We start from the raw sequence: 24,180 nt of genomic DNA, 5'->3' as shown, positions 1-24,180 counted from the left end.
GGTCCCTAGGGCACCGTAAGGAAGTCGATGACCTCTTCCACCCGGCCCAGCAGGGCCGGTTCCAGATCGGCGTAGGTCCGGACCGCACCGAGGAGCTTTTGCCAGCCCAGGCCGATGTCTTCCTTCGTGGAGTGCGGCCAGCCGAAGGCCGTGAGGATCCCGGTCTTCCAGTCGGTGCCCCTGGGGACCACCGGCCACTGCGCGATGCCCAGGACGGACGGCCTGATGGCCTGCCAGACATCCACGTACGGGTGGCCCACAATGAGCACGTTCCCGGCCGCACCGGGCGAGGCCATGACGGCTTCTGCGATCCTGGACTCCTTGGAATCCGAGACGAGGTGGTCCACAAGGACCCCCAGCCTCCGCCCGGGACCTGGGCGGAACGCGGCAACCGCGCCGGCCAGGTCGTCGATGCCGTGCAGGGGCTCGACGACGATTCCCTCCACCCGGAGGTCGTCGCCCCAGACTTTTTCCACCAGTTCGGCGTCGTGCTTGCCTTCCACCCAGATGCGGCTGGCCTTGGCAACCTGGGCACGCTGGCCCTCCACCCGGACCGAACCCGAAGCCGTGCGGGCGGCCGTGGCGGAACCTGCGCGTTTGGCCGCCGGTGCCGGCGGCATTAGCCGGATGGGCCTGCCCTCCAGCAGGAACCCGAACCCGAGCCTGAAGGACCGTGACTTGCCGCGGCGGTCCTCGAGCGCCACGACGTGCATGCCGCCGGACTTCTCCACTCGCGTCACCGCCCCGACCCAGCCGGACTGGACGTCTTCCAGCACCATTCCGCGCTCGACCGGGACCTCCGGCAAATCGTTCTTGGCGGGCGCTGCAATGTCCTGCGGGCCCCAGGTCTGGTAATGCATAGTTCACACCGCTTTGCACTAGGAAGTTGCCGCCACGGGCCTGGAACCGGCCTCCGGCGGAATCTGCCCGGAATTTCGCCCGGAGCGGTACCAATGCTAACAACGGGCGGTCTCATATTAGACTTGTTAGCACTTAGGCATGTCGAGTGCTAACGATGGGTTTGTCGGGCGCCCCCTGCCCCTGCCCAGTAACGGTCGATCGGAGGTGGACTGTGAGCGAGCCACGCAAGCTCGAGGTGCTGCGCGCCATTGTCGAGGACTATGTCCATTCCCGGGAGCCCGTGGGATCGAAAGCCCTCGTCGAGCGCCACCATCTTGGGGTCTCAAGCGCCACCATCCGCAATGACATGGCGGCGCTCGAAGACGAGGGGCTCATCACCGCTCCGCACACCAGCGCCGGCAGGATTCCCACCGACAAGGGCTACCGGCTCTTCGTGGACCAGATTTCGGCCGTCAAACCTCTGTCTCAGGCCGAGCGCCGGGCCATCCAGTCACTGCTGGAGGGGGCCGACGACCTCGACGACGTCCTGGACCGGACGGTAAGGCTCCTCGCGCAACTGACCAACCAGGTCGCCGTCGTGCAGTACCCGCACCTGAGCCGCGCCGTGGTGCGGCACATTGAATTTGTGCAGCTCGCCCCCCGGAAGGTCCTCATCGTGCTGATCGCCGACTCCGGGAAGGTCGAGCAGCGGGTCATCGACGTCGGCCAGGAACTCGGCGACGACACGCTGACCGCGCTGCGGACCCGGTTCCTCACGGGCGTCGCAGGCACAGCACTGACCATGCTGCCGCACCACCTCGCCGCTGTCGTGGCGGGCTGCGCTCCGGCGGAGCGTCCGGCCGCCGTCGCCCTGAGCAAGGCCCTGGAAGGGCTCGCGCACAGCAGCAGGGAAGACCGGATGGTCATGGCCGGCACCGCGAACCTGGCCAGGTCCAACGTGGACTTCCCGCTCAGCATCGGACCCGTTCTCGAGGCCCTCGAGGAGCAGGTGGTCATGCTGCGCCTCCTCAGCGACATGGCGCAGGACCCCCGCGGAGTGGCCGTGAGCATCGGCAGGGAGAACCCTTACGACGGACTCGCGGAGGCGTCGGTGGTTGCCACCGGCTACGGACCGGACGCCACCGCGAAGATCGGCATCCTTGGGCCCACCCGGATGGACTATCCCACCACCATGGCCGCCGTCCGTGCGGTGGCCCGCTACCTTTCGAGGATTCTCGGACCGTGACCCCACGGCCCAGTGAACCCCGCACCCCAGGCAACACAACCAGGAAGAGATACGAACTTTGAGCAGCCACTACGACGTTCTTGGAGTCTCCCCGGAAGCCACCGGAGAAGAGATCAAAAAGGCCTACCGCAAGCTGGCCCGCACCCTGCACCCGGACGTCAACCCGGGGGAGGACGCCTCGGAACGGTTCAAGGCCGTCACCCACGCCTACGAAGTGCTGTCCGACCCGCAGAAGCGCAGGGTCTATGACACCACGGGCAACGAGAATGGCACGGACAACGGCTTCGGCGGCGGCAATTACGCCGGCCAGGGCTTCGCGTTCCAGGATATATTCGACACCTTCTTCGGAGCCGGCGGAACCTCGGGCCCGGCTTCCCGGGTGCGCAGGGGACAGGACGCCCTCATCAGCGTTCGGATCGACCTGCGTGACGCAGTCTTCGGCGCCAACAAGAAGCTGGAAGTCGACACTGCCGTCACCTGCCCCACCTGCGAGGGTTCCTGCTGCCGCGAAGGCACACACCCTGAACGCTGCGACATCTGCGGCGGCAGCGGCCAGGTCCAGCGCGCAGTGCGCTCCATCCTCGGCCAGGTCATGACGACGGCCCCCTGTGGTTCCTGCGAAGGCTTTGGCACCGTCATCAAGGACCCTTGCAACGAGTGCAACGGCCAGGGCCGCATCCGCAGCCGCCGGTCGCTGACCATCAAGGTTCCTGCGGGCGTCGCCACCGGCACGCGCATCCAGCTTTCCGGGCAGGGCGAAGCCGGCCCGGCCGGCGGTCCTTCCGGCGACCTCTACGTGGAAATCCGGGTCAACAACGACCCCACCTACGTCCGCGACGGCGACGACCTCCACGCCACGTTCAACATCCCCATGACGGCTGCGGCCCTGGGCACAGAGATGAGCCTGGACACCTTCGACGGAAAGCAGGAAATCGACGTCAAGGCGGGTACCCAGTCCGGCGAGATCATCACCCTCCGCGGCCTCGGGGTCACGCACCTCCGGGGCTACGGCCGCGGCGACCTCAAGGTGCACCTGCAGGTCGAGACGCCATCCAAGCTCGATCCGGCCCAGGAAGACCTGATGCGTCAGCTGGCCAAGCTCCGCGGCGAGCAGTTCTCCGAGGGCAAGCTCGCCGCCAGCGGCGGCGTCTTCGCGAAGCTGCGGGACCGCCTCGGTAACCTGTAGCGGTGAGCAACCCCGTATTTTTCACCGCCGCCGGAACGCTCGACGGCGCCCATCCCGGCTCGCTGTTCGTGCTGGACGGAGCGGAAGCGCGGCACGCCGTGACAGTCAAACGGCTGGCCGTGGGGGAGGCGGTCGACATCGCCGACGGTGCCGGCCGGCGCCTCACCGGGACAGTGGAGCGAGTAGCGCCGGGAGAACTGACCGTGGAGTGTTCTTCCGTCACGATTGAAGACCGGCCCGGCGTTCGCCTGGTGCTGGTCCAGGCCCTTGCCAAGGGCGACCGTGACGAACTGGCGATCGAGACGTCCACGGAGCTTGGCATCGACGCAGTCGTCCCGTGGCAGTCGGAACGTTCGATCGTGAGGTGGAAGGCCGAGCGGGCGGCCAAGGCCCACGCCAAGTGGCAGTCCGCCGTGTCCGCCGCCGCCAAGCAGGCACGGCGGGCCTGGATCCCGGAGGTGCGTGCCGCCGTCGACACCCAGGGACTGGCCGCGCATGTGGCCGAAGCCGCCCTTGCTGTGATCCTCCACGAAGATGCGGTGAAGCCACTGCGCGGGGTGCTGGAGGCCTGGCGTGCGGCCGGCCTGCCGGCGGATGGCCCTCAGGAGATACTCCTGATCGTAGGGCCCGAAGGGGGCATCAGCCCGCGCGAAGTCACCAAACTGTGCAGCGCCGGCGCCGTGACCGCTCTCCTGGGACCGCACGTGCTGCGGTCATCCACGGCCGGGCCGGCCGGCGTCGTCATCGCAAGTGATGTTTTGGGCCGCTGGTAGCGGCGGTCAGGTAGTACACGCGATCCGGCAGCAGGCGCTGTCCGGCAGCAGCTGTCAGCGGACCGCGAAGCCCCGGGTGTCCACGTTGAGTTCGTCGTCTGCCTGCCTGCGATCGATCTGCGAGACGCGGATCTCGTAGTTTCCCGGGGCCAGGTTGACCGTCAGGCCGAAGACTCCTGAAGCATCCGCCGCCGCGGCCGCGGTGGCCTCGCCGTTAAGGTACTTCTCCTTGTCGCCGTTCTCCTGCACCTTCAGGATCTGCCAGCGTAGCTTGCCACCGGGAACCGTGCTGCGGCCGTTGATCTTGACGCGGCCGTCGGCGACGTCCACCCCCTCCTGGGGGTCAATGATCCACACCGGGGCCACCATCCCGGCACTGCGTGCCATGGGGGCGCCAAGCTTGACGTGCTTGAACGCCAGGTAATCGGTGTGGCCATCCACAAGGATCACCACTTCAATCTGCTGGCCGGCGTCGATCAGGCCGGAGCTCGCCCCGGCAGCCGTCGCGGTGTACACGAGTTGCTGGATGGCCCGCTGCGCCATGTCGGCGTCGAGATTGCTGTTGAACGCGTCGGCGGAAACGTCCACGGTGATCACGTTCGTGCCGGAGATGGACGTGGCCAGGCTCTTGGGGTTTTGCCAGGGCGTAAAGAAGTCCGGATCAAGCGGAGTTTCGGACATCATGGCCCGGAGTGCCCGCGTGATGGGGTTTTCCTCGTCCGGCACATCCCGGAACTCCCGGTACAGGAAGGTGTTGGTGTTGCTCCGCCCAATCCAGTAGACCGGCGCCTTGTTGGAGGACTGCATCGTTTCCAACGGGGCGCTGGTGGTGGGAACGCCGTCCGTGCCCGCCGCCTTCAGCGACTGGGAGGGAACGTTCGATGATGTGACCGCGGGATCAGGGTCGGCGACGCACCCCGACAGGAGCAAAGCGGCAGGAAGCAGCCCAAGCGCCAGCGCGGAACGCATCCGCGCTGCTGCTTTCGGGCCGGTGGTTCCTGGCTCCCTGATGTCCCTGATCCCTTCGAATGGCCGGTAGGTTGCCCGACGAGTGCGGCCGGCAACGGGTGTCGCCGGCGGCTGCGGGCAGGCGGAACCAATGCCCGCCGTCTGTCATTCCAGCATTGCACAAGGCCCCCGGGCGCAGGGCGCCTTTGCCCGCCGGGGCCGGAACTGCAACGGGAACGATATGAGGCCGATGCAAAGTTGATACCTAAATGCGGGAACCCCCTTACCGAAAAGGCTGCCGCTGTCGCTGCACCGGACGGTGAGGGCACCCGCACGCTGGCGTAAGATGGAAGGACTCAGAAGGGTTATTTCGAACTGGAGGGAACCAGAGGCCTGCGGGCCAGCACCATGACTGAATCAGCAAACGGAAAGCGCCGCCTCAACACCGGGGACCGCACCACAGGTGACTTCCCGCATACCCTGCCCGGTGTCCGGACGGAGGTGGTCATCTTCGACAACTCTGATCAGATGGTTCAGTCCCTCGGCAGCCACGACGAGGCCCTCCGCTTCATCGAAGAGCAGTACCCGGCCGTGAGTTTCCACGTCCGGGGCAACGAGCTCTCCATCAGCGGGCCTGCCGCCGACGTTCCGCGCATCATGCGGCTGCTTCACGAAGTGCGCGGTCTTGTGGCCCGCAGCACGGTGATCACTCCTGCCGTGCTCCAGCAGCTCGTCCTCCTGCTGCGCAGCCAGTCGCTGCAGAACCCGGTGGACGTCTTGACCCACGACATTCTGTCCAGCCGCGGCAAAACCATCCGGCCCAAGACGCTGAACCAGAAGAACTACGTGGACGCCATCGACACCAACACGGTGATCTTCGGCATCGGCCCGGCCGGTACGGGAAAGACTTACCTGGCGATGGCCAAGGCCGTGCAGGCGCTGCAGCAAAAGGAAGTCAGCCGGATCATCCTCACGCGCCCGGCAGTGGAAGCCGGCGAGCGGCTAGGGTTCCTGCCAGGCACGCTCAGCGACAAGATCGATCCCTACCTCAGGCCGCTGTACGACGCCCTGCACGACATGATTGATCCCGAATCCATCCCGCGGCTCATGGCGGCGGGAACCATCGAGGTTGCCCCCCTTGCCTATATGAGGGGCCGTACGCTCAACGACGCCTTCATCATCCTGGATGAGGCCCAGAACACGACTCCCGAACAAATGAAGATGTTCCTCACCCGGCTTGGCTTCGGGTCGAAGATGGTGGTCACGGGTGACGTCACCCAGGTGGACCTGCCGTTCGGAACGCGCTCCGGACTGCGGATTGTCGAAGAGATCCTGCAGGGCATAGACGATGTCAACTTTACCGTTCTGGACGCGGCGGACGTGGTGCGCCACCGGCTGGTCGGCGACATCGTCAACGCCTACAGCATCTGGGATGAAGTGCAGCGAAACCGGGTCAAGCATTCCGTTCCCCGGGAGCGGCGGGGAGAACACGCATGAGCATCGAAGTAAACAACGAATCCGGCGTCCAGGTGGACGAGGCCCAGCTCGTGGCGCTGTCCCGGTTCATCTTCGAGCAGCTGTACATCCATCCCCAGGCCGAGCTCTCCATACTGCTCGTGGATGAGCCCGCCATGGAGAAACTCCACATCGAGCTCATGGACGAGCCCGGCTCCACGGACGTGCTCTCCGTCCCGATGGACGAACTGACGCCTGGCACGCCGGACAAGCCCACGCCCCAGGGGATGCTGGGCGACATCGCCATCTGTCCCCAGGTTGCAGAGGTCCAGGCACGCAACGCCGGCCACTCCACCCAGGACGAGATGCTGCTGCTCGCCACGCACGGGATCCTGCACCTGCTTGGCTATGACCACGCGGAACCGGAAGAAAAAGAAGAGATGTTCGGCTTGCAGCGTGAGCTGCTCGCGACGTTCACCGGCAAAGAAGCTCCGTCCGAGACCATCAAGTGATATCCCTGCTCCTTGTCTGCATGGCGCTGGTGTTCCTCGCTGCCGCAGCACTGCTGACGGCCGCCGAGGCGGCGTTCAGTTTCCTTCCGCGCCATGATGGCGAACAAGCACTTCTGAAGAGCCGCGGCACCGCGCTCCGCCGGATCCTGGACCAGCCCATGACGCACATGCGCGCACTCCGGTTCTGGCGCATCTGGTTCGAAACGGCCTCTGCTGTTGCGGTTGCGGTGCTGCTTTACAGCCTGCTGGACAACGTCTGGCTCGCCGGACTGGCCGCGACAGGCATCATGGCAGTTCTCGGCTTCGTGATCGTCGGCGTCTCTCCGCGGCAGCTGGGACGCACGCACTCGGCCGGAGTGGTGCTGTATTCAGCGCCGCTGATCAGGTTCCTCGCTTGGGTGCTCGGGCCCATTCCTGCCTGGCTCGTCAGGCTAGGCAGTGCTGTGGCCCCCGGCGCGCCCGGGGGAGACGAGGCGTTCTTCAGCGAAGAAGAGTTCCGTGAGCTCGTGGACCGGGCCACCGAGTCGGACATGATCGAGGACAACGAAGCCGAACTCATCCAGTCCGTCTTCGATTTCGGGGACACCCTGGTCCGCGCCGTCATGGTGCCGCGCACCGACATCCTGAGCATCGACGCCGGCTCCACCCTGCACCGGGCGATGTCGCTGTTCCTCCGTTCCGGATACTCTCGGATTCCCGTCATCGGAGAAAATACCGACCAGATCCTGGGCATCATCTATCTGAAGGACGTGGCAGCCGCCATCCACGCCCTGGCCCCGGAAGAGGAACCGCCACTGGTGGACGCGCTGGCCCGTGAGGTCCGGTACGTCCCCGACTCCAAGCCCGTGAGCGACCTCCTGCGGGAGCTGCAGAAGGAGTCCACGCACGTTGCCATCGTCATCGACGAGTACGGCGGAACGGCCGGCCTTGTCACGCTCGAAGACCTGATTGAAGAGCTTGTCGGCGAGATCGTGGACGAATACGACACCGAAAGCGCCGAAGTCGTGGACCTCGGCGACGGCACGTACCGGGTCAGCGCCCGGATGAGCATCGACGATCTCGGCGAGCTCTTCGACCTCGAACTCGACGACGACGAAGTGGACACCGTGGGCGGCCTGCTGGCCAAGGCCCTGGGCCGCGTCCCGATCGTCGGCAGCACCGTGGAAGTCGACGGCGTCTCGCTCCGGGCGGAGCGGCTGGAAGGCCGCCGAAACCGCGTCAGCCACATCATTGCGGCCGCCGTTCCAAAAGGCGCCGTTCCGAACGATACTGACCTTGAAGATCTTCTCGACAAGGCAGAACCATTGCAACAGGGAGTTCCACGTGAGCAAGCAGAATAAGGCCGACGGCGGCGCACCCTCCGGCGGTTTCCACGCCGGGTTCTCGGTTCTGGTGGGCCGGCCGAACGCCGGAAAATCAACGCTGACCAACGCGCTGGTAGGCAAAAAAGTCGCCATCACCTCCGCCAAGCCGCAGACCACCCGCCACACGATCAGGGGCATCGTCCACCGCGATGACGCCCAGCTGATACTGGTGGACACGCCGGGCCTGCACCGTCCGCGCACCTTGCTTGGCAAGCGCCTCAACGAACTCGTCGCCGACACCCTCGCCGAGGTCGATGCGATCGGTTTCTGCCTGCCGGCCAACGAGAAGATCGGCCCGGGCGACAAGTTCATCGCCGCCCAGCTCGCCGCCGTCGGCAACAAGCCCATCATCGCGATCGTGACCAAGGCCGACACCGTGGACCGCCAGGCCCTGACCGAGCAGTTGCTGGCCGTCGCCGCCCTGGGCCGTGAGGTCCTCGGCGAGGACGGCTGGAAGGACATCGTCCCGGTCTCGGCCACCGACGGCTTCCAGGTCGAAACCGTGGCCGACGTCCTGATCAGCCATATGCCGTCGTCGCCGCCGCTCTATCCGGACGGCCACCTGACGGACGAACCGGAGACCGTGATGATCGCCGAACTCATCCGGGAAGCGGCGCTCGAAGGCGTCCGCGACGAATTGCCGCATTCCCTGGCAGTGGTCGTTGACGAGATCGTTCCGCGTGAAGGACGCCCCGAAGACCGGCCGTTCCTCGATGTCCGCGTCAATCTGTACGTGGAGAGGCCGTCCCAGAAGGCCATCATCATCGGCAAGGGCGGCGCCCGGCTCCGGGAGGTCGGGACCAACGCCCGCAAGGGGATTGAGGCGCTGCTCGGCGCCCGGATTTACCTTGATCTGCACGTCAAGGTGGCCAAGGACTGGCAGCGCGATCCGAAGCAGCTGGTCAAGCTCGGATTCTAGCCCCCCTGCCCCCGCCGGGCCCCGCCCGGTCCCTGCCAGGCGCTCCGGCGCCGGTCCCACGGCACGCTTCCGGCGTTTTCCCAGCCTTGGCGACTAAAATAGGCCGGATCCCGTTTTTAGAGGAAGGTACACCCTGTGGTGCTACGCCGCGACAACCGCGCACAGGGGCCAGGCAAACCTGCCCGGCCCGAGCCAGCTGCCCGGCATGCCGAAGACGCCCGCCTGGGCGCTGCCCGGCATTTGAGTATGCGCCACATGCCCCTGTGGCTGAAGGTGACTACCGCCGTCGTCTCCGTCATTCTGATCGGCGGCCTGGCGTTCGCCGGATACTGGTACATCAGGCTGCAGTCCAACATTTCGTCGTCCGCCCTTGGGGCCGGCAACAGCCGCACCGACACTACGGACGACGCCACCGGCAGGCTGCAGATCCTGATTCTGGGTTCCGACACCCGCGACGGCAAGAATTCGAATTACGGCAGCACCGAGGATTCCACCGGCTACGGCAATTCCGACGTCATGATGCTCATGGACATCTCGGAGGACAACAAACGGGTCAACGTCATCAGCTTTCCGCGCGACCTGCTCGTCGACATCCCCAAGTGCACGGACCAGAAGACCGGCAAGCAGTACCCGGCCCGCACCGGCATCATGATCAATGAGGCAATGAAAGAGGCGGGCATCGGCTGCGCCGTGGACACCGTCAACAAGCTGACCGGGATGGAGGTGGACCACTTCATGATGGCCGACTTCAACGCCGTCAAGGAGCTGTCCAACGCCGTGGGCGGAGTGGAAGTCTGCATCAGCGACGCCGTCTTCGATCCCGACTCCCGCCTGCGGCTTCCCAAGGGCAAGTCCCAGGTGAAGGGCGAGCAGGCCCTTGCATACCTCCGCACCCGTCACGCCTTCGGCGACGGCGGCGACCTTGGCCGGATCAAGGCCCAGCAAGGCTTCCTGTCCTCCCTCACCCGGAAGATCAAGGACGACGGCACCCTGTCGGACCCGGTCAAAATGCTGACCATCGCCGACGTCGTGACCAAGAACCTCACCGTCGACAACGGCCTTTCGTCGGTTCCTGCGATGATCACCATCGGCAACCGGCTCAAGAGCATCGATGTCAGCAAGGTGGCGTTTGTCGCTGTGCCGACCGTCCCCGCCACGAACGACCCCAACCGGCTGGAGGCGGCGCAGCCCGCCGCGTCCCAGCTGTTCGCGGCCCTGCGGAAGGACGTCGACCTGACGGATCCCGAGGGGAAGCAGAGCCCCTCGCCGTCGGCCACGCCGAAACCGAGCACCAGTGCTACGCCCTCCGCCACGCCCAAGCCGACCAAGCCCGCGGCGCCGTATGACAAAACACTGCAGCCGGTGACCGTGGCCAACGGGTCGGCGGTGCCTGCACGGACGCAGGAGATCGTGGAGGCCCTTGCCGCCGGCGGATTCACCCAAGTGGGCCAGTTGGAGGCAGAGCCCACGGCGAAGACCATGGTCTACTACGGGGCCGACTTTGCCGACGTGGCAGCGGACGTCGCGGCACTTTTCGGAATCCCTGCCAGCCAGGTGGCGCCGTCGCCGGGGATCGCCGGAGTGCAGATCTACCTCGGTGCGGACTTCGCCTCGGGCACCAAGTTCGGCAAGACAACGGTTCCCAAGGACATCGTCAACCAGACAGCCAAAGAGGCAACCTGCCAGACGGCCAACCCCGAGCTGATCGTTCAGTAGCGCCGCTGGGCGGAGGCGGAGCGTAACCGCCCCCAACTAAAAGTGCCGGGCCAACCAACGGTTGGCCCGGCACTTTTTTGCGAATTCACCAGATGTTGACGCGTTCCTCCGGGGACATCCACATTCCATCCTCTTCGGAGACGCTGAAGGCGGCATGGAAGGAATCCAGGTTTTTGGCAATGGCGTTCGTGCGGAACTCGTTGGGGGAGTGGGGGTCCGTGGCCAGCCGCCGGATGGCTTCCTCCGGGCGGATCACCTGCCGCCAGCCGGCAGCCCAGGAGGCAAAAAAGCGCTGCTCGCCCGTCAGCCCGTCCAGCACCGGCGGTTCCTGGCCGTCGAGGCTGAGGCGGTACGCCTTGTGGGCGATGGTCAGGCCACCAAGGTCGCCGATGTTCTCGCCGAGGGTCAGCTTTCCGTTGACGGTATGCCCCGGCGCCGCAGAAGGAGACAGCGCATCGTATTGGGCCACGAGCCTGCCGGTCAGGGCCTCGAAGGCCTTGCGGTCGTCCTCGGTCCACCAGTTGCGGAGTTCCCCGGTGCCGTCGAACTGGGACCCCTGGTCGTCGAAGCCGTGGCCGATCTCATGCCCGATCACGGCTCCGATGCCCCCGTAGTTGACGGCGTCGTCAGCGTCCGCGGTGAAGAACGGCGGCTGGAGGATCGCCGCCGGGAAGACGATCTCATTCAGCATCGGGTGGTAATACGCGTTGACCGTCTGCGGGGTCATGAGCCACTTGTTCAGGTCCACGGGCTTGCCCACCTCGTCCAGGTGGCGGTCGACATCGGCGTTGTGAGCACGTTCAACGTTGCCGAGCAGGTCCGCAGGATCGATCACGACAGCCGAGTAATCGATCCACTCCTCGGGGTAGCCGATCTTGGCGCGGAAGGCGCCAAGCTTGCGCAGTGCCTCGGCTTTGGTGTCCTCGCCCATCCACGCCAGATCCGTGATGCTCTGGCGGTAAGACTCGATCAGGTTGGCGACGAGGCTCTGCATCCGCGCCTTGTGGCTCTCGGGGAAGTGCCGGGCAACATAAATCTGGCCTACGGCTTCTCCGAGTCCCGCCTCCACGACGGCGACTCCCCGCTTCCAGCGGTCCTTGTTCCGGGGTGTGCCGCTGATTTTGGTCCCGTAGAACGCGAAATTGGCATCCACGAAGGCGGCGGACAGGTAGGGGGCTGCAGAGTTGATGACCCGAAGCGCCAGCCATTCCTGCCAGATGGGCAGGGACTCCGAGACCAGCAGGGCGGCTGCGCCGGCGAAAAAGTCCGGTGTGCTGACCACGAGCTCCTGGCGCTTTTCGGGGACGATGTCCGCCGCGTCGAACCAGGTGTCCAGCAGGGGGAACAGCTCATTGGCCTGGTCAGCGGACTTCGGGTTGTACGTCTTTTGCGGGTCGCGGAGTGTGACGTTGTCCCAGTGGTGCGAGGCAAGGGCGGTCTCCAGGGCCACCACACGGGCCGCTGCGCCCGCCGGATCGGCGATGCCGGCCATGCCGAACATCGTGCCCACGTACTCGCGATAGGCCTGGACTGTCGGCGCGAACTTCTCTTCACGGTAGTAGGACTCGTCGGGGAGACCCAACCCGCCCTGGCCGGTGTACAGCAGAACGCGTTCGGGGTTGCCCGCATCCGGGGCCGGGTAAATGTAGAACAGGCCGGATACATCGGCACGGAACAGGCGGCCGGCCAGGGCAATCAGTTCGCCAACAGTGGACGTGGCGAACACTTCGGCCAGCCGGTTCCGTATCGGGTCCATGCCCTTGGCCTCGATGGCGGCCTCATCCATGAAGCTGTTGTAGAGGTCGCCGATCTTTCGCTCGATGCCGCTGGCGGAAGCCCCCTTGCCTGCGGCCTCCTCGATGATTTCCTTGACGGCCAGCTCTGCCCCGTCGCGGAGCGCGGTAAAGGTTCCTTCCAGGGGACGGTCGTCCGGGATCGTCGTGCTCTTAAGCCATGCCCCGTTCACATGCTGGTACAGGTCGTCCTGCGGCCTTACGCTGTGGTCAATATTGGACAGGGCGATCCCCGAATGTGGCACAGGAGCTCCTTCGATGACGGGCTGCGGCCGGCGCTGGCACCGGTGCAGCGTCTGCATGGTGGACGTTGCTGGAGGTGTTGCTCCTTCATCTTACGCACCCGTGTTACTGTGAAATGGTGCGCGCAGAACTGCTTCTTCTTAGCTGCCGCGGCGAGGCCTCAGACGCGATCTAGCGCAAGGCCCACCCTCGTCGCGGAGTTTGTGTTGCCCGGCCACCCTTTCAAACAGGAACCACAGAAAAGGCCCCGATAGTAATGCGAAACGCACAGAAGCCCTCAGGAATGCCGGTCCACCGCTACGTACCGTTCCAGGACCAGATCACCGTCGAACTGCCGGACCGCACCTGGCCGGACAAGGTCATCACCAAGGCCCCCCGCTGGTGTGCCGTGGATCTGCGCGACGGCAACCAGGCGTTGATCGACCCCATGAGCCCGGCCCGCAAGATGAAGATGTTCGAACTGCTGGTCCGCATGGGCTACAAGGAAATCGAGGTCGGCTTCCCGTCCGCCTCGCAGACCGACTTCGACTTCGTCCGGCAGCTCATCGAAGGCAACCACATCCCGGATGACGTCACCATCCAGGTGCTGACCCAGGCCCGCGAGCACCTGATCGAGCGGACCTACGAATCCCTGGTCGGCGCGAAGCAGGCCATCGTGCACCTGTACAACTCGACGTCGGTCCTGCAGCGCCGTGTCGTTTTCAACCAGGACGAGGACGGCATCCTGGACATCGCGCTCCAGGGCGCACGCTTGTGCAAGAAGTACGAGGAAACGCTGGCGGACACGCACATCACGTACGAGTACTCGCCGGAATCGTTCACCGGGACCGAACTCGAATACGCCATCAGGGTCTGCAACGCGGTCGCGGACATCTTCGAGGCATCCGCCGACCGCCAGGTCATCATCAACCTGCCCGCAACGGTGGAGATGGCCACGCCGAACGTTTACGCCGATTCCATCGAGTGGATGAGCCGGAACCTGCACCCGCGTGAGGGAATCATTCTCTCCCTGCACCCGCACAACGACCGCGGCACAGGCGTCGCTGCGGCAGAGCTCGGCTACCTGGCCGGCGCCGACAGGATCGAAGGGTGCCTGTTCGGCAATGGCGAGCGGACCGGCAACGTTGATCTGGTCACCCTGGGGCTGAACATGTTCGTGCAGGGCATCGACCCGATGATCGATTTCTCCAACATCGATGACGTCCGGCGCACCGTGGAGTACTGCAACCAGCTGCCGGTGGCGGAGCGGGCGCCCTACGGCGGAGACCTCGTCTTCACCGCGTTCTCCGGTTCCCACCAGGATGCCATCAAGAAGGGGTTCGAAGCCCTGGAAAAGGACGCAGCCGCAGCAGGCATGGACGTCAGCGATTTCACCTGGCAGGTCCCGTACCTGCCGGTCGACCCGAAGGACCTGGGCCGAAGCTACGAGGCCGTCATCCGCGTCAACTCGCAGTCCGGCAAGGGCGGCGTCGCCTACCTGCTGAAGAACGAGCACAGTCTCGACCTGCCGCGCCGTGCCCAGATTGAATTCTCCGGCGTCATCCAGCGCCGCACGGACACGGTGGGCGGCGAAGTCAGCGGCGCCCAGCTGTGGCAGCTCTTCCAGGACGAGTACCTGCCATCCGACTCGGCCGACCGCCAGTGGGGCCGGTATTCCCTCGGATCGGTCAAGACTGAGACCGATGAAGAGGGCTCCATGACGCTGCACACCACGCTCACCGTGGACGGCGCCCAGGTCCGGCGCACAGGAACCGGCAACGGCCCCATCGCCGCGCTCCTGGACATCCTCGGCCAGGACGGCGTGGATGTCCGGGTGCTGGATTACAGCGAGCACGCCCTGTCGGAAGGCGGAAACGCCCGCGCCGCCGCCTACGTGGAATGCGCGGTCGGCGAGCGTGTTCTCTGGGGCATCGGCATCGATCCGAACACGAGCATGTCCTCGCTGAAGGCAGTCATCTCGGCCGTGAACCGCGCCGTTCGGGACGCCCAGGCCTGAGAGTCCTGACAGGTGCGCCGCCGCTTTCCTCCGGCGGCGCACCTGCAACCCGGAAAGCAGGGTTTTCCGGCAGACAGTGCGAAGATTAAGCGTGGTCCAACAGTCATTTGCAGCGCGTGCCTACCGCGATGATGCCGTGGTGCTGCGCACCCACAAGCTCGGCGAGGCGGACCGCATCATCACGCTGCTGACGAAGCATCACGGGCAGGTGAGGGCCGTCGCCAAAGGCGTCCGGCGCACCAGCAGCCGCTTTGGCGCCCGCCTGGAGCCGTTCATGGTGGCGGACTTACAGCTCGTGTCCGGCAAGACCCTGGACATTGTCACCCAGGCTGTTGCCAAGGGCGCCTACGGCGGGAACATCGCAGCCGACTACGGCAGGTACACGGTGGCTGCGGCCATGACGGAGACCGCCGAAAAGCTGACAGACGTTGACGGCGAAGCCGGAACCGCCCAGTACAACCTGCTCGTCGGCGCCCTGGCGTCACTCAGCCGCGGGGACCACACACCGGAACTGATACTGGACTCCTACCTCTTGCGCGCCCTCGCCACTGGAGGCTGGGCTCCCAGCTTCACCAACTGCGCGCGCTGCGGTGCGGCCGGGCCCCACACCGCGTTCTCGGCTCCGCTCGGCGGCATGGTCTGCAGCGACTGCCGGCCGCCGGGTTCACCGGCCCCGGCCGCCGAGACGGTCACGCTGCTGGGCGCACTGCTCACCGGAGACTGGACGACGGCGGATTCCTCGGTACCGCTGCACCGGCGGGAAGCCGCGGGCCTCGTGGCCAGTTATCTGCAATGGCACCTTGAACGTGTCCTGAAATCCCTCAAACTTGTGGAGCGTACCTAACAGTGTCCTTGGGAAAGAAGACCACTCCTGCCCGTCGCCGGACCGCCCCGGTGGTTCGCCCCTACCCCCATCTTTCGGGAGCAGTTGCTCCGGCGATCCCGGCCGAGTTCGTGCCGCAGCATGTGGCGATCGTGATGGACGGGAACGGGCGGTGGGCCAACCAGCGGGGGCTGCCCCGCATTGAAGGCCACAAGGCAGGGGAGCCCGCCCTGCTGGATGTCGTGGCCGGGGCCATCGAGCTCGGCATCAAGTACGTCACGGTCTATGCATTCTCGACGGAGAACTGGCGGCGGTCCCCGGAGGAAGTGCGGTTCCTGATGGGATTTAACAAGGACGTGCTGCGGAGGCAGCGGAACCAGCTGGACGAATGGGGCGTGCGGGTGCGCTGGTCCGGCCGGCGGCCCAAGCTGTGGGGGTCCGTCATCCGTGAACTCGAGGAGGCCGAGGCGTACACCGCCGGAAATAGCACGTGCACGTTAACCATGTGTGTTAATTACGGCGGCCGCGCGGAGATAGCGGACGCAGTCTCTGCCATTGCCGAGGAAGTCGCCGCCGGCCGGCTTAAGCCGGGTGCCATCACGGAGAAAACCATCCAGAAGTACCTCGACGAACCGGACCTGCCCGACGTCGACCTTTTCCTGCGCAGTTCCGGCGAGCAGCGGCTGTCCAACTTCATGCTTTGGCAGTCTGCGTACGCGGAGTTCGTTTTCCTGGACACGCTCTGGCCGGACGTGGACCGCCGCACCCTCTGGGATGCTGTGGGAATCTATGCACAGCGGGACCGCCGCTACGGCGGCGCGGTGGATGCCGCGAAGAATCCGGTGGCCGCCGCCAACCAGCCGGGGTAGGACTTCAGCGGCACGGGGGAGGAGCTGTCCTGTTTACCCGTTCCCCTTCGGTCACGGCAGCCGGCCGTCGAAGGTTTCGTCCTCCGCCGCGTAGCCGCGAATCCACGTGGCCAACCGCCGGTACGCGTCCGTGCGCACCTCGGTACGGGACAGGAAGACGTCGTGCAGGGCGCCGTCGATGCGTTCCACGGTCACGCTCCGGCCCAGCGAGAGGGCACGGACGGCGATGACGTTGACGTCCAGCACGGCGTCGGTCCTGCGCATTGCCTCGGTCCAGAACGGACCGTTGGCGCTGGCACCGGAAATCACGACCAGAATGGGAACCTCGATGCGGAGGCCGCGGGCAACCTGTGTGTGGCCGGCAAGGACGGCGCTCAGCCAGCCGGCCCGGACCGGGAAGGCCATGGGGGGCCGGTACTTGTCGTCCAGGGTCCATTCGCCCTCGGCCGAGCTGCTGATGCTCCGCCAGTAGAAGCCACGCTCGGGCAGCCGGAGCACAGCTTCCGGCCGCAGCCGGGCGAGGGGTTCGACCATGGTCCGGGCGGCCCTGCGGACCAGCGAGCTGCCGTGCATTTCCAGCCAGGGACTGTTCAGGACAAGCTGCGAAACCCTGCCCGGGTTGCGGCTCACCCACAGGGCTGCGACAAGGCCGCCGGTGGAATGTCCCATCAGGACAAGCGACATGGGCGCCGTGGGCCGCACGTCCGAAATCATGCTGAGTGCGGTGTCGATTTCCGCGTCATAGTTCCCCAGATCGGCAACGTACCCGCCGTGCGTAGCGGGCTGCAGGCTGCGGCCGTGGTTGTGCATATCCAAGGCAAAGAACTCAAAGCCCTGGCCATCCCAGAAACGTGCCAGCTCCGCGTTGAAAAAATAATCACTCCAGCCATGGAGGAAAAGCACCGCGCGGTGTTTGGCTGCCGGCCCAACATCTGCGGTGCCGTCCTTCTGCGGGGCATAGCGGACGAGCGTTGCGGTGCGCGTGACGCCGTCACTGCCGGTGGCATCAAAGGCACAGGACTCGAAGCCGCTGCCCAGGATATCGCTCTGCCACTCCATGGCACCAGCCTAGACTTTCCGGTCAGGCCCCGCGGCCGCAGCCGCGGCGGCAGAAGGCGCCTCCGCCGTGGCGCGCAGCCTTGTGTCGGGGCTGGTTTGGTCTCCACCGCCGAAGACGGAAAACTAGAGGCATGCGCGTATATCCGACTTTCTTCAGGCTGGCCTTTTCATGGATGGACGCCGAACGCGCCCACAAAATCGGATTCAAGGGCATCCGCCTGGCCCATACCACCGGCGCCGGGCGCCTGCTGGCACGCTTTACGGCCCCGCCCGCATCCCTGCAGACGAGCGCTTTTGGGCTGACGTTCCCGTCGCCGTTCGGGCTGGCCGCCGGCTTTGACAAGGAGGGCCACGGTATCGAGGCCCTGACCGAACTCGGTTTCGGCCACGTCGAGGTGGGGACCATCACCGGCCGCGCCCAGCCTGGCAACGAAAAGCCGAGGCTTTTTAGGCTTATCGATGACCGGGCAGTCATCAACCGGATGGGGTTCAACAACGACGGCGCCGCGGCGGTGGCACCCCGCCTCAAGTCTGCCCGGGCTGCCCTCCAGCGGCGGCATCCCAAGGTGCGCCCGCTCATAGGGGTGAACATCGGAAAGAGCAAGGTGGTGGAACTTGAGGACGCCGCGGAGGACTACCTGATCAGCGCGCGCAGCCTTGCTCCGGCAGCGGACTACCTGGTGGTGAACGTCAGTTCCCCGAATACGCCGGGCCTGCGGCTCCTGCAGAACGTGGAAACGCTCCGGCCGCTCCTGGCAGCGGTGGGGGAGGAGTCCGACAAGGCGGCCGGACGCCACGTGCCGCTGCTGGTCAAGATCGCCCCGGATCTCAGCGATGAGGATGTGGACGACGTCGCGCGGCTTGCGCTGGATTTGGGCCTGGACGGCATTATCGCCACTAATACGACCATCGGACGCACAGGCCTCACGGCGGAGCCGGAAAGGATTGAAGCGTGCGGCGCGGGCGGCCTCTCGGGTGCTCCGCTGAAGGCCCGTTCACTGGAGGTATTGCGCCGGCTCAAAGCCGCCACCGACGGCCGGCTCACGCTGGTATCCGTGGGCGGCGTGGAGACGCCCCGGGATGTCCAGGACAGGCTGGACGCCGGTGCCACCCTGGTCCAGGGGTACACGGCCTTCCTTTACGAGGGGCCCTTCTGGGCAGCGCGCATTAACAGGCAGTTGGCAAAAAGCCGGCGCGGGGCCTGACACTGCCCCGTCCGGGGCGTCCGATAGGGACCAACAGCAACGCTGTCACGGGAATGCAGCAGCCCCCGGCGGTAATACCGCCGGGGGCTGCTTCATTCTGAATCACGGCCGGGAACAGGGCCCGGAGAAATCGGAGGGGTTCACGACGGGTACTGGCCGCGCCGGACCTGGGGCTTGGGGAGGCGCAGCTTCCGGAACTGCAGGGAGCGCATTGACCCGTACCAGACAGTGCCGCGTTCCACGTCTCCGAACTTCTCGGTGAGCCGCTTACGCAGTTTGCGGGACAGGATGAACACGTCCACGAAGACGGCCAGGAACATGACCCAGAACCCGCCCAGGACGTAAATCATCTGTTCACTCGTGGACGGCACCAGCAGGGAGATGATCACGAAGACCAGTGCGCCGAACATGAGGTACTCGCCGAGGCTGAACCGCGCGTCCACGTAGTCGCGGGCAAACCGTTTCTGCGGCCCTTTGTCACGGATCGGGAGGAACTTCTCGTCGCCGGTATCGAGCGCTTGGCGCATCTTCAGACGCTGGTCCTGGATGGCGGCACGCTCTGCCGCCTTCGAGGCCTTGCGGTCCTCGGGCACCAGCGGCCGCTTGCGGGCTGCCTCCTGGGCCTTGCGCTTGGGCGTGGGCACACCCTTCCCGGCAGCCTCGGCCTGCCGGGAAGCTGCCTCGGCAGCTTGTTGGTCTACTACATCCTGCGCCGCTGGCGCTTCCTTTTTACGTCCGAACACGGAAACAGAATACCTTGCAGGGCCGGACTGCCCGTCATGCGGCCGGACAGGCAGAGCCGCAGGTGACGCGGGCGGCGTGGGGTCGGGGCGTTATTTGTTGTGGTCTGTGACACAGGTAGTGTTTTGGCCATGACTTCACCATCAGCGGCGACCCCGCAACAATCTGTCGGTTCGGTGGCCGGCGTCGACACGGACGCCCTTCGGAACGCCGTCAGCGCAGCGTTTGGGACCACCATGTCCCAGCTGAAAGACCTGGTCAGTATTCCCGGTATTGCCTGGCCGAGTTTCGATCCCGCGCACCTTGACCGCAGTGCCGAGGCCGTTGCCGCCCTCGTGCGGGGCGCCGGCCTGGGTGACGTCCGGATACTTCGTTGCGACAAGGAGGATGGAACCCCCGGGGGGCCGGCCGTGGTTGCACGCCGCGAAGCGGCGGACGGCAAGCCGACCATCCTGCTCTATGCCCACCACGACGTCCAGCCGCCCGGCGATCCTGCGCTGTGGGAGTCAGAGCCGTTCACCGCCGTCGAACGCGACGGCCGTCTGTACGGTCGCGGGGCCGCTGACGATAAAGCGGGCATCATGGCCCACATCGCAGCCTACGGAGCCGTGACCCAGGTGCTCGGCGAAGAATTCGGGCTTGGTGTGACGCTTTTCTTCGAAGGCGAGGAAGAAGCGGGCTCACCGACCTTCCGGACGTTCCTGGAAACACACCGCGAGCTGCTCCGGGCCGACGTCATAGTGGTGGCCGACTCCAGCAACTGGAGGGTGGGGGTTCCGGCGCTCACCACCAGCCTCCGCGGACTGATCGACGGAACCATCGACGTACAGGTCCTGGAGCATGCAGTGCACTCCGGGATGTACGGCGGACCCGTGCTGGATGCGCCCACACTGCTGTCCCGCCTCATTGCGACCCTCCACGATGCCGAGGGGAGCGTGGCCATTGAGGGTCTTGTGGGCCGCGACGAAGCCACCGTGGACCTGACCGAGGCGGAATTCAGGGCGGACGCCTCTGTGCTCGACGGCGTGAAGCTGGCAGGCAGCGGGAGCATCGCATCGCGGATGTGGACCAAGCCGGCACTTTCCATCATCGGCTTCGATGCGCCTGCCGTTGACGTAGCTTCGAACACACTGCTGCCCAGGGCACGTGCGAAGTTCAGCCTCCGGCTGGCCCCCGGCCAAGTGCCGGCAGACGCCATGGAGGCAGTCCGCCGCCACGTCGAGACCCACGCGCCGTTCGGTGCCAAGGTGCTCTTCACGCCCGGGGAGAGCGGCAACGCCTACCTCACGGACCGGAGTTCGGCTGCTGCGGCATTCGCCATGTGGGCGCTGGGGGAGTCGTGGGGCGTACCGGCAGTGGAAATGGGCATCGGCGGTTCCATTCCGTTCATTTCTGACCTGACGGACCTCTACCCGGAGGCCCAGATCCTGGTGACGGGAGTGGAAGACCCAGATTCCCGGGCCCACTCGGCCAACGAGTCACTCCATATTGAAGACTTCCGGAATGCAGTCGTGGCCGAGGCGCTGCTGTTGGCACGCCTCAACAGCGAGGGTCTCGGCTGACCTCACGGGTCCTGACGGTTGCCTGGCGCGGCCATTGCGGGAACAAGTCGGGGATGGCCACGGTTACGCCTGCAGTTAGAGCTACGCGTCTGATCGACGTAGCATGTAGCTATAGCCCATACCGTTTCCGTAGGGGCAGGCACCGTGCATGCGGGGCCGCCAGGACCGTCGTTAGAAGGTAGGCCAATGAGCACTACGACCAATGAAAACAGCACCGAATCCACCGGCACGGCCAGTGCCGAACTGGCGAGCCACGAGGTTCAGCTGACGGACGTTGCCGCAGGCAAGGTCCGCAGCCTCCTTGAGCAGGAAGGCCGTACCGACCTCCGCCTTCGCGTTGCCGTGCAGCCGGGCGGCTGCTCCGGACTGATTTACCAGCTCTACTTCGACGAGCGCCTCCTCGAGGGCGACGCCGTGCGCGACTACGACGGCGTCGAGGTCGTTGTCGACAAGATGAGCGTGCCGTACCTCAGCGGCGCCAGCATCGACTTTGAAGACACCATCTCCAAGCAGGGTTTCACCATCGATAACCCCAACGCAGGCGGATCGTGCGCCTGCGGCGATTCATTCCACTAGCGGGCCCGCTTGCCCGTCCAAAACGCTGTGGCGGGGSCSGGGATAAMCGGCGCCGCCACACTGCGCGGACATGTGGGCGAAAACGCGCGGGGAGCGGTAAGCTCTACACCGAGTAGTAAAACCTTTAGTGTGCCCGGGATGCCATAGGCCGCCCTGGCAACAGCAACAAGTAGGAAGGGCCGTCTGTGAGTTCGCAGAACCGAACCGGCAGCCGACGCAAAACGATCACTTCGATCTCTGGCTTGGCAATTGCCGGCGCGTTGGTTTTGACTGGATGTTCGTCAGAGGTAGAGAAGGGGTGGCTGCCCACTGAGCGTGGCACCACCAGTAACACTGACCGCATCATGGACCTCTGGGTCAACTCATGGATTGCCGCACTCGTGGTGGGCATTATCACCTGGGGCCTGATTGTCTGGTGCATCGTGGCCTACCGCCGCCGCAAGGGCACTGTCGGATTCCCCCGGCAGACCAGCTTCAACCTGCCCCTCGAGGTCTTCTACCTCACCATCCCGCTGTTCATGGTCCTGGTGTTCTTCTACTTCACCGACCGCGACCAGCAGGCCATCGACGACCGCTCCAAACCGGCCGACGTGGTAGTGGACGTCCGCGGCAAGCAGTGGGCCTGGGACTTCAACTACAAAAAGGGCGACGTCGTCACCGAGGACCTTCACGAAGCCGGTGTCCAGGCACACCTGACCGGCGAGGCCGTCGACAAGGAAAAGCTCCCCACCCTCTACCTGCCTGTCGGCAAGTCGGTGGACCTTGAACTGAACTCACGCGACGTTATCCACTCCTTCTGGGTACCTGCCTTCCTGCAGAAGCGGGACATGATCCCGGGCAAGACCAACTTCATCCGCTTTACGCCCACCAAAGAGGGCACGTATGACGGCAAGTGCGCCGAGCTCTGCGGCGAATACCACTCCGAAATGCTGTTCCGCGTAAAGGTGGTCTCCGAGTCCGAATTCCAGGCGCACATGAACCAGCTGCGCCAGGACGGCAACACGGGACTGCTCGGCGAAGAGTACGACCGCAACCCCGGCCTGATCGAATCGAAGTAAGGGGAGCGACGTGGCTACTTATACCCAATCCGCACCTGTCGGGACCCTCGAGGCTCCCGTAGTTCCGAAATCCAAGGGACGAATCGTCGTCAACTGGATCACCTCCACTGACCACAAGACCATCGGGTACATGTACCTGATCGCGTCCTTCGTGTTCTTCTGCTTCGGCGGCGTGATGGCGCTGCTGATCCGTGCCGAGCTGTTTGAGCCGGGCATGCAGATCCTGCAGACAAAGGAGCAGTACAACCAGCTGTTCACGATGCACGGCACCGTCATGCTGCTGATGTTCGCCACCCCGCTGTTTGCCGGGTTCGCGAACGTCATCATGCCGCTGCAGATCGGCGCCCCGGACGTCGCGTTCCCGCGACTGAACGCGCTGGCCTTCTGGTTCTTCCTGTTCGGCTCCACCATCGCCGTCTCCGGCTTCATCACCCCGCAGGGCGCGGCGTCCTTCGGCTGGTTCGCGTACGCACCGCTGTCCAACACCACGTTCAGCCCCGGCATCGGCGGGGACCTCTGGGTGTTCGGCCTGGCGCTGTCCGGTTTCGGCACCATCCTTGGCGCGGTCAACTTCATCACCACCATCATCTGCATGCGCGCCCCGGGCATGACCATGTGGCGCATGCCGATCTTCACCTGGAACACGCTGGTCACAGCGATCCTGGTTCTGATGGCGTTCCCGCCGCTGGCCGCAGCACTGTTCGCCCTCGGCGCCGACCGCCGGTTCGGTGCGCACATCTTCGATCCGGACAACGGCGGGGCCGTTCTGTGGCAGCACCTGTTCTGGTTCTTCGGCCACCCCGAGGTGTACATCATCGCGCTGCCGTTCTTTGGCATCGTCTCCGAGATCTTCCCGGTATTCAGCCGCAAACCGATCTTCGGCTACAAAGGCTTGGTCTACGCCACGATCGCCATCGCTGCTCTCTCCGTGACCGTGTGGGCGCACCACATGTACGTCACCGGCTCCGTGCTGCTGCCGTTCTTCTCCTTCATGACCATGCTCATCGCGGTACCCACCGGCGTGAAGTTCTTCAACTGGATCGGCACCATGTGGCGCGGATCGATCACCTTTGAGACCCCCATGCTGTGGAGCATCGGCTTCCTCATCACGTTCCTCTTCGGCGGCCTCACCGGCATCATCCTGGCCTCGCCGCCGCTGGACTTCCACGTCTCGGACTCCTACTTTGTGGTGGCGCACTTCCACTACGTGGTGTTCGGCACCGTGGTGTTCGCGATGTTCGCCGGCTTCTACTTCTGGTGGCCGAAGTGGACAGGGAAGATGCTCAACGAACGGCT

21 protein-coding genes are annotated in these 24,180 nt (G+C 65.3%); 16 read left to right on the top strand and 5 right to left on the bottom strand.

Annotated features, from left to right (window positions below):
* Positions 1–5: 5 nt before the first annotated feature.
* A complete protein-coding gene (locus AC1DD3_RS07540; protein WP_230119653.1) occupies positions 6–860 on the bottom strand; it encodes a DUF3097 domain-containing protein in 855 nt (284 codons plus the stop codon).
* Between the two features lie 212 nt (positions 861–1,072).
* On the opposite strand from AC1DD3_RS07540, the gene hrcA reads away from it, so the two are divergent.
* The 3 genes from hrcA to AC1DD3_RS07525 are packed head-to-tail and all read left to right on the top strand — an operon-like array spanning position 1,073 to position 4,045.
* Complete coding sequence (hrcA, locus tag AC1DD3_RS07535) at positions 1,073–2,086, top strand: heat-inducible transcriptional repressor HrcA (protein WP_476875495.1); 1,014 nt, start codon at positions 1,073–1,075, stop codon at positions 2,084–2,086.
* A 58-nt stretch (positions 2,087–2,144) separates the two neighbouring features.
* On the top strand, positions 2,145–3,272 hold the full coding sequence (gene dnaJ, locus AC1DD3_RS07530) for a molecular chaperone DnaJ (protein WP_230119651.1): 1,128 nt from the start codon (positions 2,145–2,147) through the stop codon (positions 3,270–3,272).
* Positions 3,273–3,274: 2 nt separating this feature from the next.
* Complete coding sequence (locus AC1DD3_RS07525; protein WP_230119650.1) at positions 3,275–4,045, top strand: 16S rRNA (uracil(1498)-N(3))-methyltransferase; 771 nt, start codon at positions 3,275–3,277, stop codon at positions 4,043–4,045.
* A gap of 54 nt (positions 4,046–4,099) precedes the next feature.
* Here the strand turns inward: AC1DD3_RS07525 and AC1DD3_RS07520 are convergent, their stop codons facing one another.
* Positions 4,100–5,014 carry a GerMN domain-containing protein gene (locus AC1DD3_RS07520; protein WP_230119649.1) on the bottom strand — a complete coding sequence of 305 codons (915 nt, stop codon included), beginning with the start codon at positions 5,012–5,014 and terminating at the stop codon, positions 4,100–4,102.
* A gap of 387 nt (positions 5,015–5,401) precedes the next feature.
* On the opposite strand from AC1DD3_RS07520, the gene AC1DD3_RS07515 reads away from it, so the two are divergent.
* The 5 genes from AC1DD3_RS07515 to AC1DD3_RS07495 all read left to right on the top strand — a co-directional run bounded on the left by AC1DD3_RS07515 (position 5,402) and on the right by AC1DD3_RS07495 (position 10,959).
* Positions 5,402–6,490: a PhoH family protein gene (locus AC1DD3_RS07515; RefSeq protein WP_230119648.1), complete on the top strand. Its 1,089-nt coding sequence runs from the start codon at positions 5,402–5,404 to the stop codon at positions 6,488–6,490.
* Complete coding sequence (gene ybeY / locus AC1DD3_RS07510; protein ID WP_230119647.1) at positions 6,487–6,960, top strand: rRNA maturation RNase YbeY; 474 nt, start codon at positions 6,487–6,489, stop codon at positions 6,958–6,960. Before AC1DD3_RS07515 ends, ybeY begins: the two co-directional genes overlap by 4 nt.
* Positions 6,957–8,300 (top strand): hemolysin family protein, encoded by a 1,344-nt coding sequence (locus tag AC1DD3_RS07505; protein ID WP_230119646.1) that lies wholly within the window; start codon positions 6,957–6,959, stop codon positions 8,298–8,300. Before ybeY ends, AC1DD3_RS07505 begins: the two co-directional genes overlap by 4 nt.
* Entirely contained in the window at positions 8,284–9,243 is a 960-nt protein-coding gene (gene era / locus AC1DD3_RS07500) for a GTPase Era (RefSeq protein WP_476881360.1), read from the top strand. The genes AC1DD3_RS07505 and era overlap by 17 nt, the downstream gene beginning before the upstream one ends.
* 255 nt (positions 9,244–9,498) lie before the next feature.
* On the top strand, positions 9,499–10,959 hold the full coding sequence (locus tag AC1DD3_RS07495; RefSeq protein ID WP_230119445.1) for an LCP family protein: 1,461 nt from the start codon (positions 9,499–9,501) through the stop codon (positions 10,957–10,959).
* An 85-nt stretch (positions 10,960–11,044) separates the two neighbouring features.
* On the opposite strand, the gene AC1DD3_RS07490 is transcribed toward AC1DD3_RS07495, so the two are convergent.
* Complete coding sequence (locus tag AC1DD3_RS07490; protein ID WP_476881359.1) at positions 11,045–12,997, bottom strand: M13 family metallopeptidase; 1,953 nt, start codon at positions 12,995–12,997, stop codon at positions 11,045–11,047.
* A gap of 254 nt (positions 12,998–13,251) precedes the next feature.
* Here AC1DD3_RS07490 and leuA point away from each other — a divergent pair, with 254 nt between their 5' ends.
* The 3 genes from leuA (at position 13,252) to AC1DD3_RS07475 (ending at position 16,683) form a co-directional block, all read left to right on the top strand.
* The gene (gene leuA / locus AC1DD3_RS07485) at positions 13,252–14,991 is read left to right on the top strand and encodes a 2-isopropylmalate synthase (RefSeq protein WP_230119443.1); all 1,740 of its coding nucleotides are present in this window, start codon (positions 13,252–13,254) and stop codon (positions 14,989–14,991) included.
* A gap of 91 nt (positions 14,992–15,082) precedes the next feature.
* Positions 15,083–15,835 carry a DNA repair protein RecO gene (recO, locus tag AC1DD3_RS07480; RefSeq protein WP_230119442.1) on the top strand — a complete coding sequence of 251 codons (753 nt, stop codon included), beginning with the start codon at positions 15,083–15,085 and terminating at the stop codon, positions 15,833–15,835.
* A gap of 2 nt (positions 15,836–15,837) precedes the next feature.
* On the top strand, positions 15,838–16,683 hold the full coding sequence (locus AC1DD3_RS07475) for an isoprenyl transferase (RefSeq protein WP_230119441.1): 846 nt from the start codon (positions 15,838–15,840) through the stop codon (positions 16,681–16,683).
* Between the two features lie 51 nt (positions 16,684–16,734).
* Here the strand turns inward: AC1DD3_RS07475 and AC1DD3_RS07470 are convergent, their stop codons facing one another.
* Positions 16,735–17,742: an alpha/beta hydrolase gene (locus tag AC1DD3_RS07470; RefSeq protein ID WP_230119440.1), complete on the bottom strand. Its 1,008-nt coding sequence runs from the start codon at positions 17,740–17,742 to the stop codon at positions 16,735–16,737.
* Between the two features lie 131 nt (positions 17,743–17,873).
* Between AC1DD3_RS07470 and AC1DD3_RS07465 the strand changes: the two genes are divergently transcribed.
* The gene (locus AC1DD3_RS07465) at positions 17,874–18,947 is read left to right on the top strand and encodes a quinone-dependent dihydroorotate dehydrogenase (protein ID WP_230119439.1); all 1,074 of its coding nucleotides are present in this window, start codon (positions 17,874–17,876) and stop codon (positions 18,945–18,947) included.
* A gap of 140 nt (positions 18,948–19,087) precedes the next feature.
* Here AC1DD3_RS07465 and AC1DD3_RS07460 read toward each other — a convergent pair whose 3' ends face one another.
* Complete coding sequence (locus tag AC1DD3_RS07460; RefSeq protein WP_230119438.1) at positions 19,088–19,690, bottom strand: DUF3043 domain-containing protein; 603 nt, start codon at positions 19,688–19,690, stop codon at positions 19,088–19,090.
* Between the two features lie 129 nt (positions 19,691–19,819).
* On the opposite strand from AC1DD3_RS07460, the gene AC1DD3_RS07455 reads away from it, so the two are divergent.
* From AC1DD3_RS07455 to AC1DD3_RS07440, 4 genes are all read left to right on the top strand, one after another.
* Entirely contained in the window at positions 19,820–21,250 is a 1,431-nt protein-coding gene (locus AC1DD3_RS07455; RefSeq protein WP_230119437.1) for a dipeptidase, read from the top strand.
* A 186-nt stretch (positions 21,251–21,436) separates the two neighbouring features.
* On the top strand, positions 21,437–21,826 hold the full coding sequence (locus AC1DD3_RS07450; RefSeq protein WP_230119436.1) for a HesB/IscA family protein: 390 nt from the start codon (positions 21,437–21,439) through the stop codon (positions 21,824–21,826).
* Between the two features lie 185 nt (positions 21,827–22,011).
* Positions 22,012–22,884: an aa3-type cytochrome oxidase subunit II gene (gene ctaC, locus AC1DD3_RS07445; RefSeq protein ID WP_230119435.1), complete on the top strand. Its 873-nt coding sequence runs from the start codon at positions 22,012–22,014 to the stop codon at positions 22,882–22,884.
* Between the two features lie 10 nt (positions 22,885–22,894).
* On the top strand, positions 22,895–24,180 hold a 1,286-nt coding region (locus AC1DD3_RS07440), incomplete at its 3' end, for a cbb3-type cytochrome c oxidase subunit I (protein WP_476881358.1).

The organism is Arthrobacter sp. 05T444 (assembly GCF_056395905.1).
Note: the sequence above shows the minus strand (reverse complement) of the source record. Positions and strands in the feature narration are given on the sequence as shown.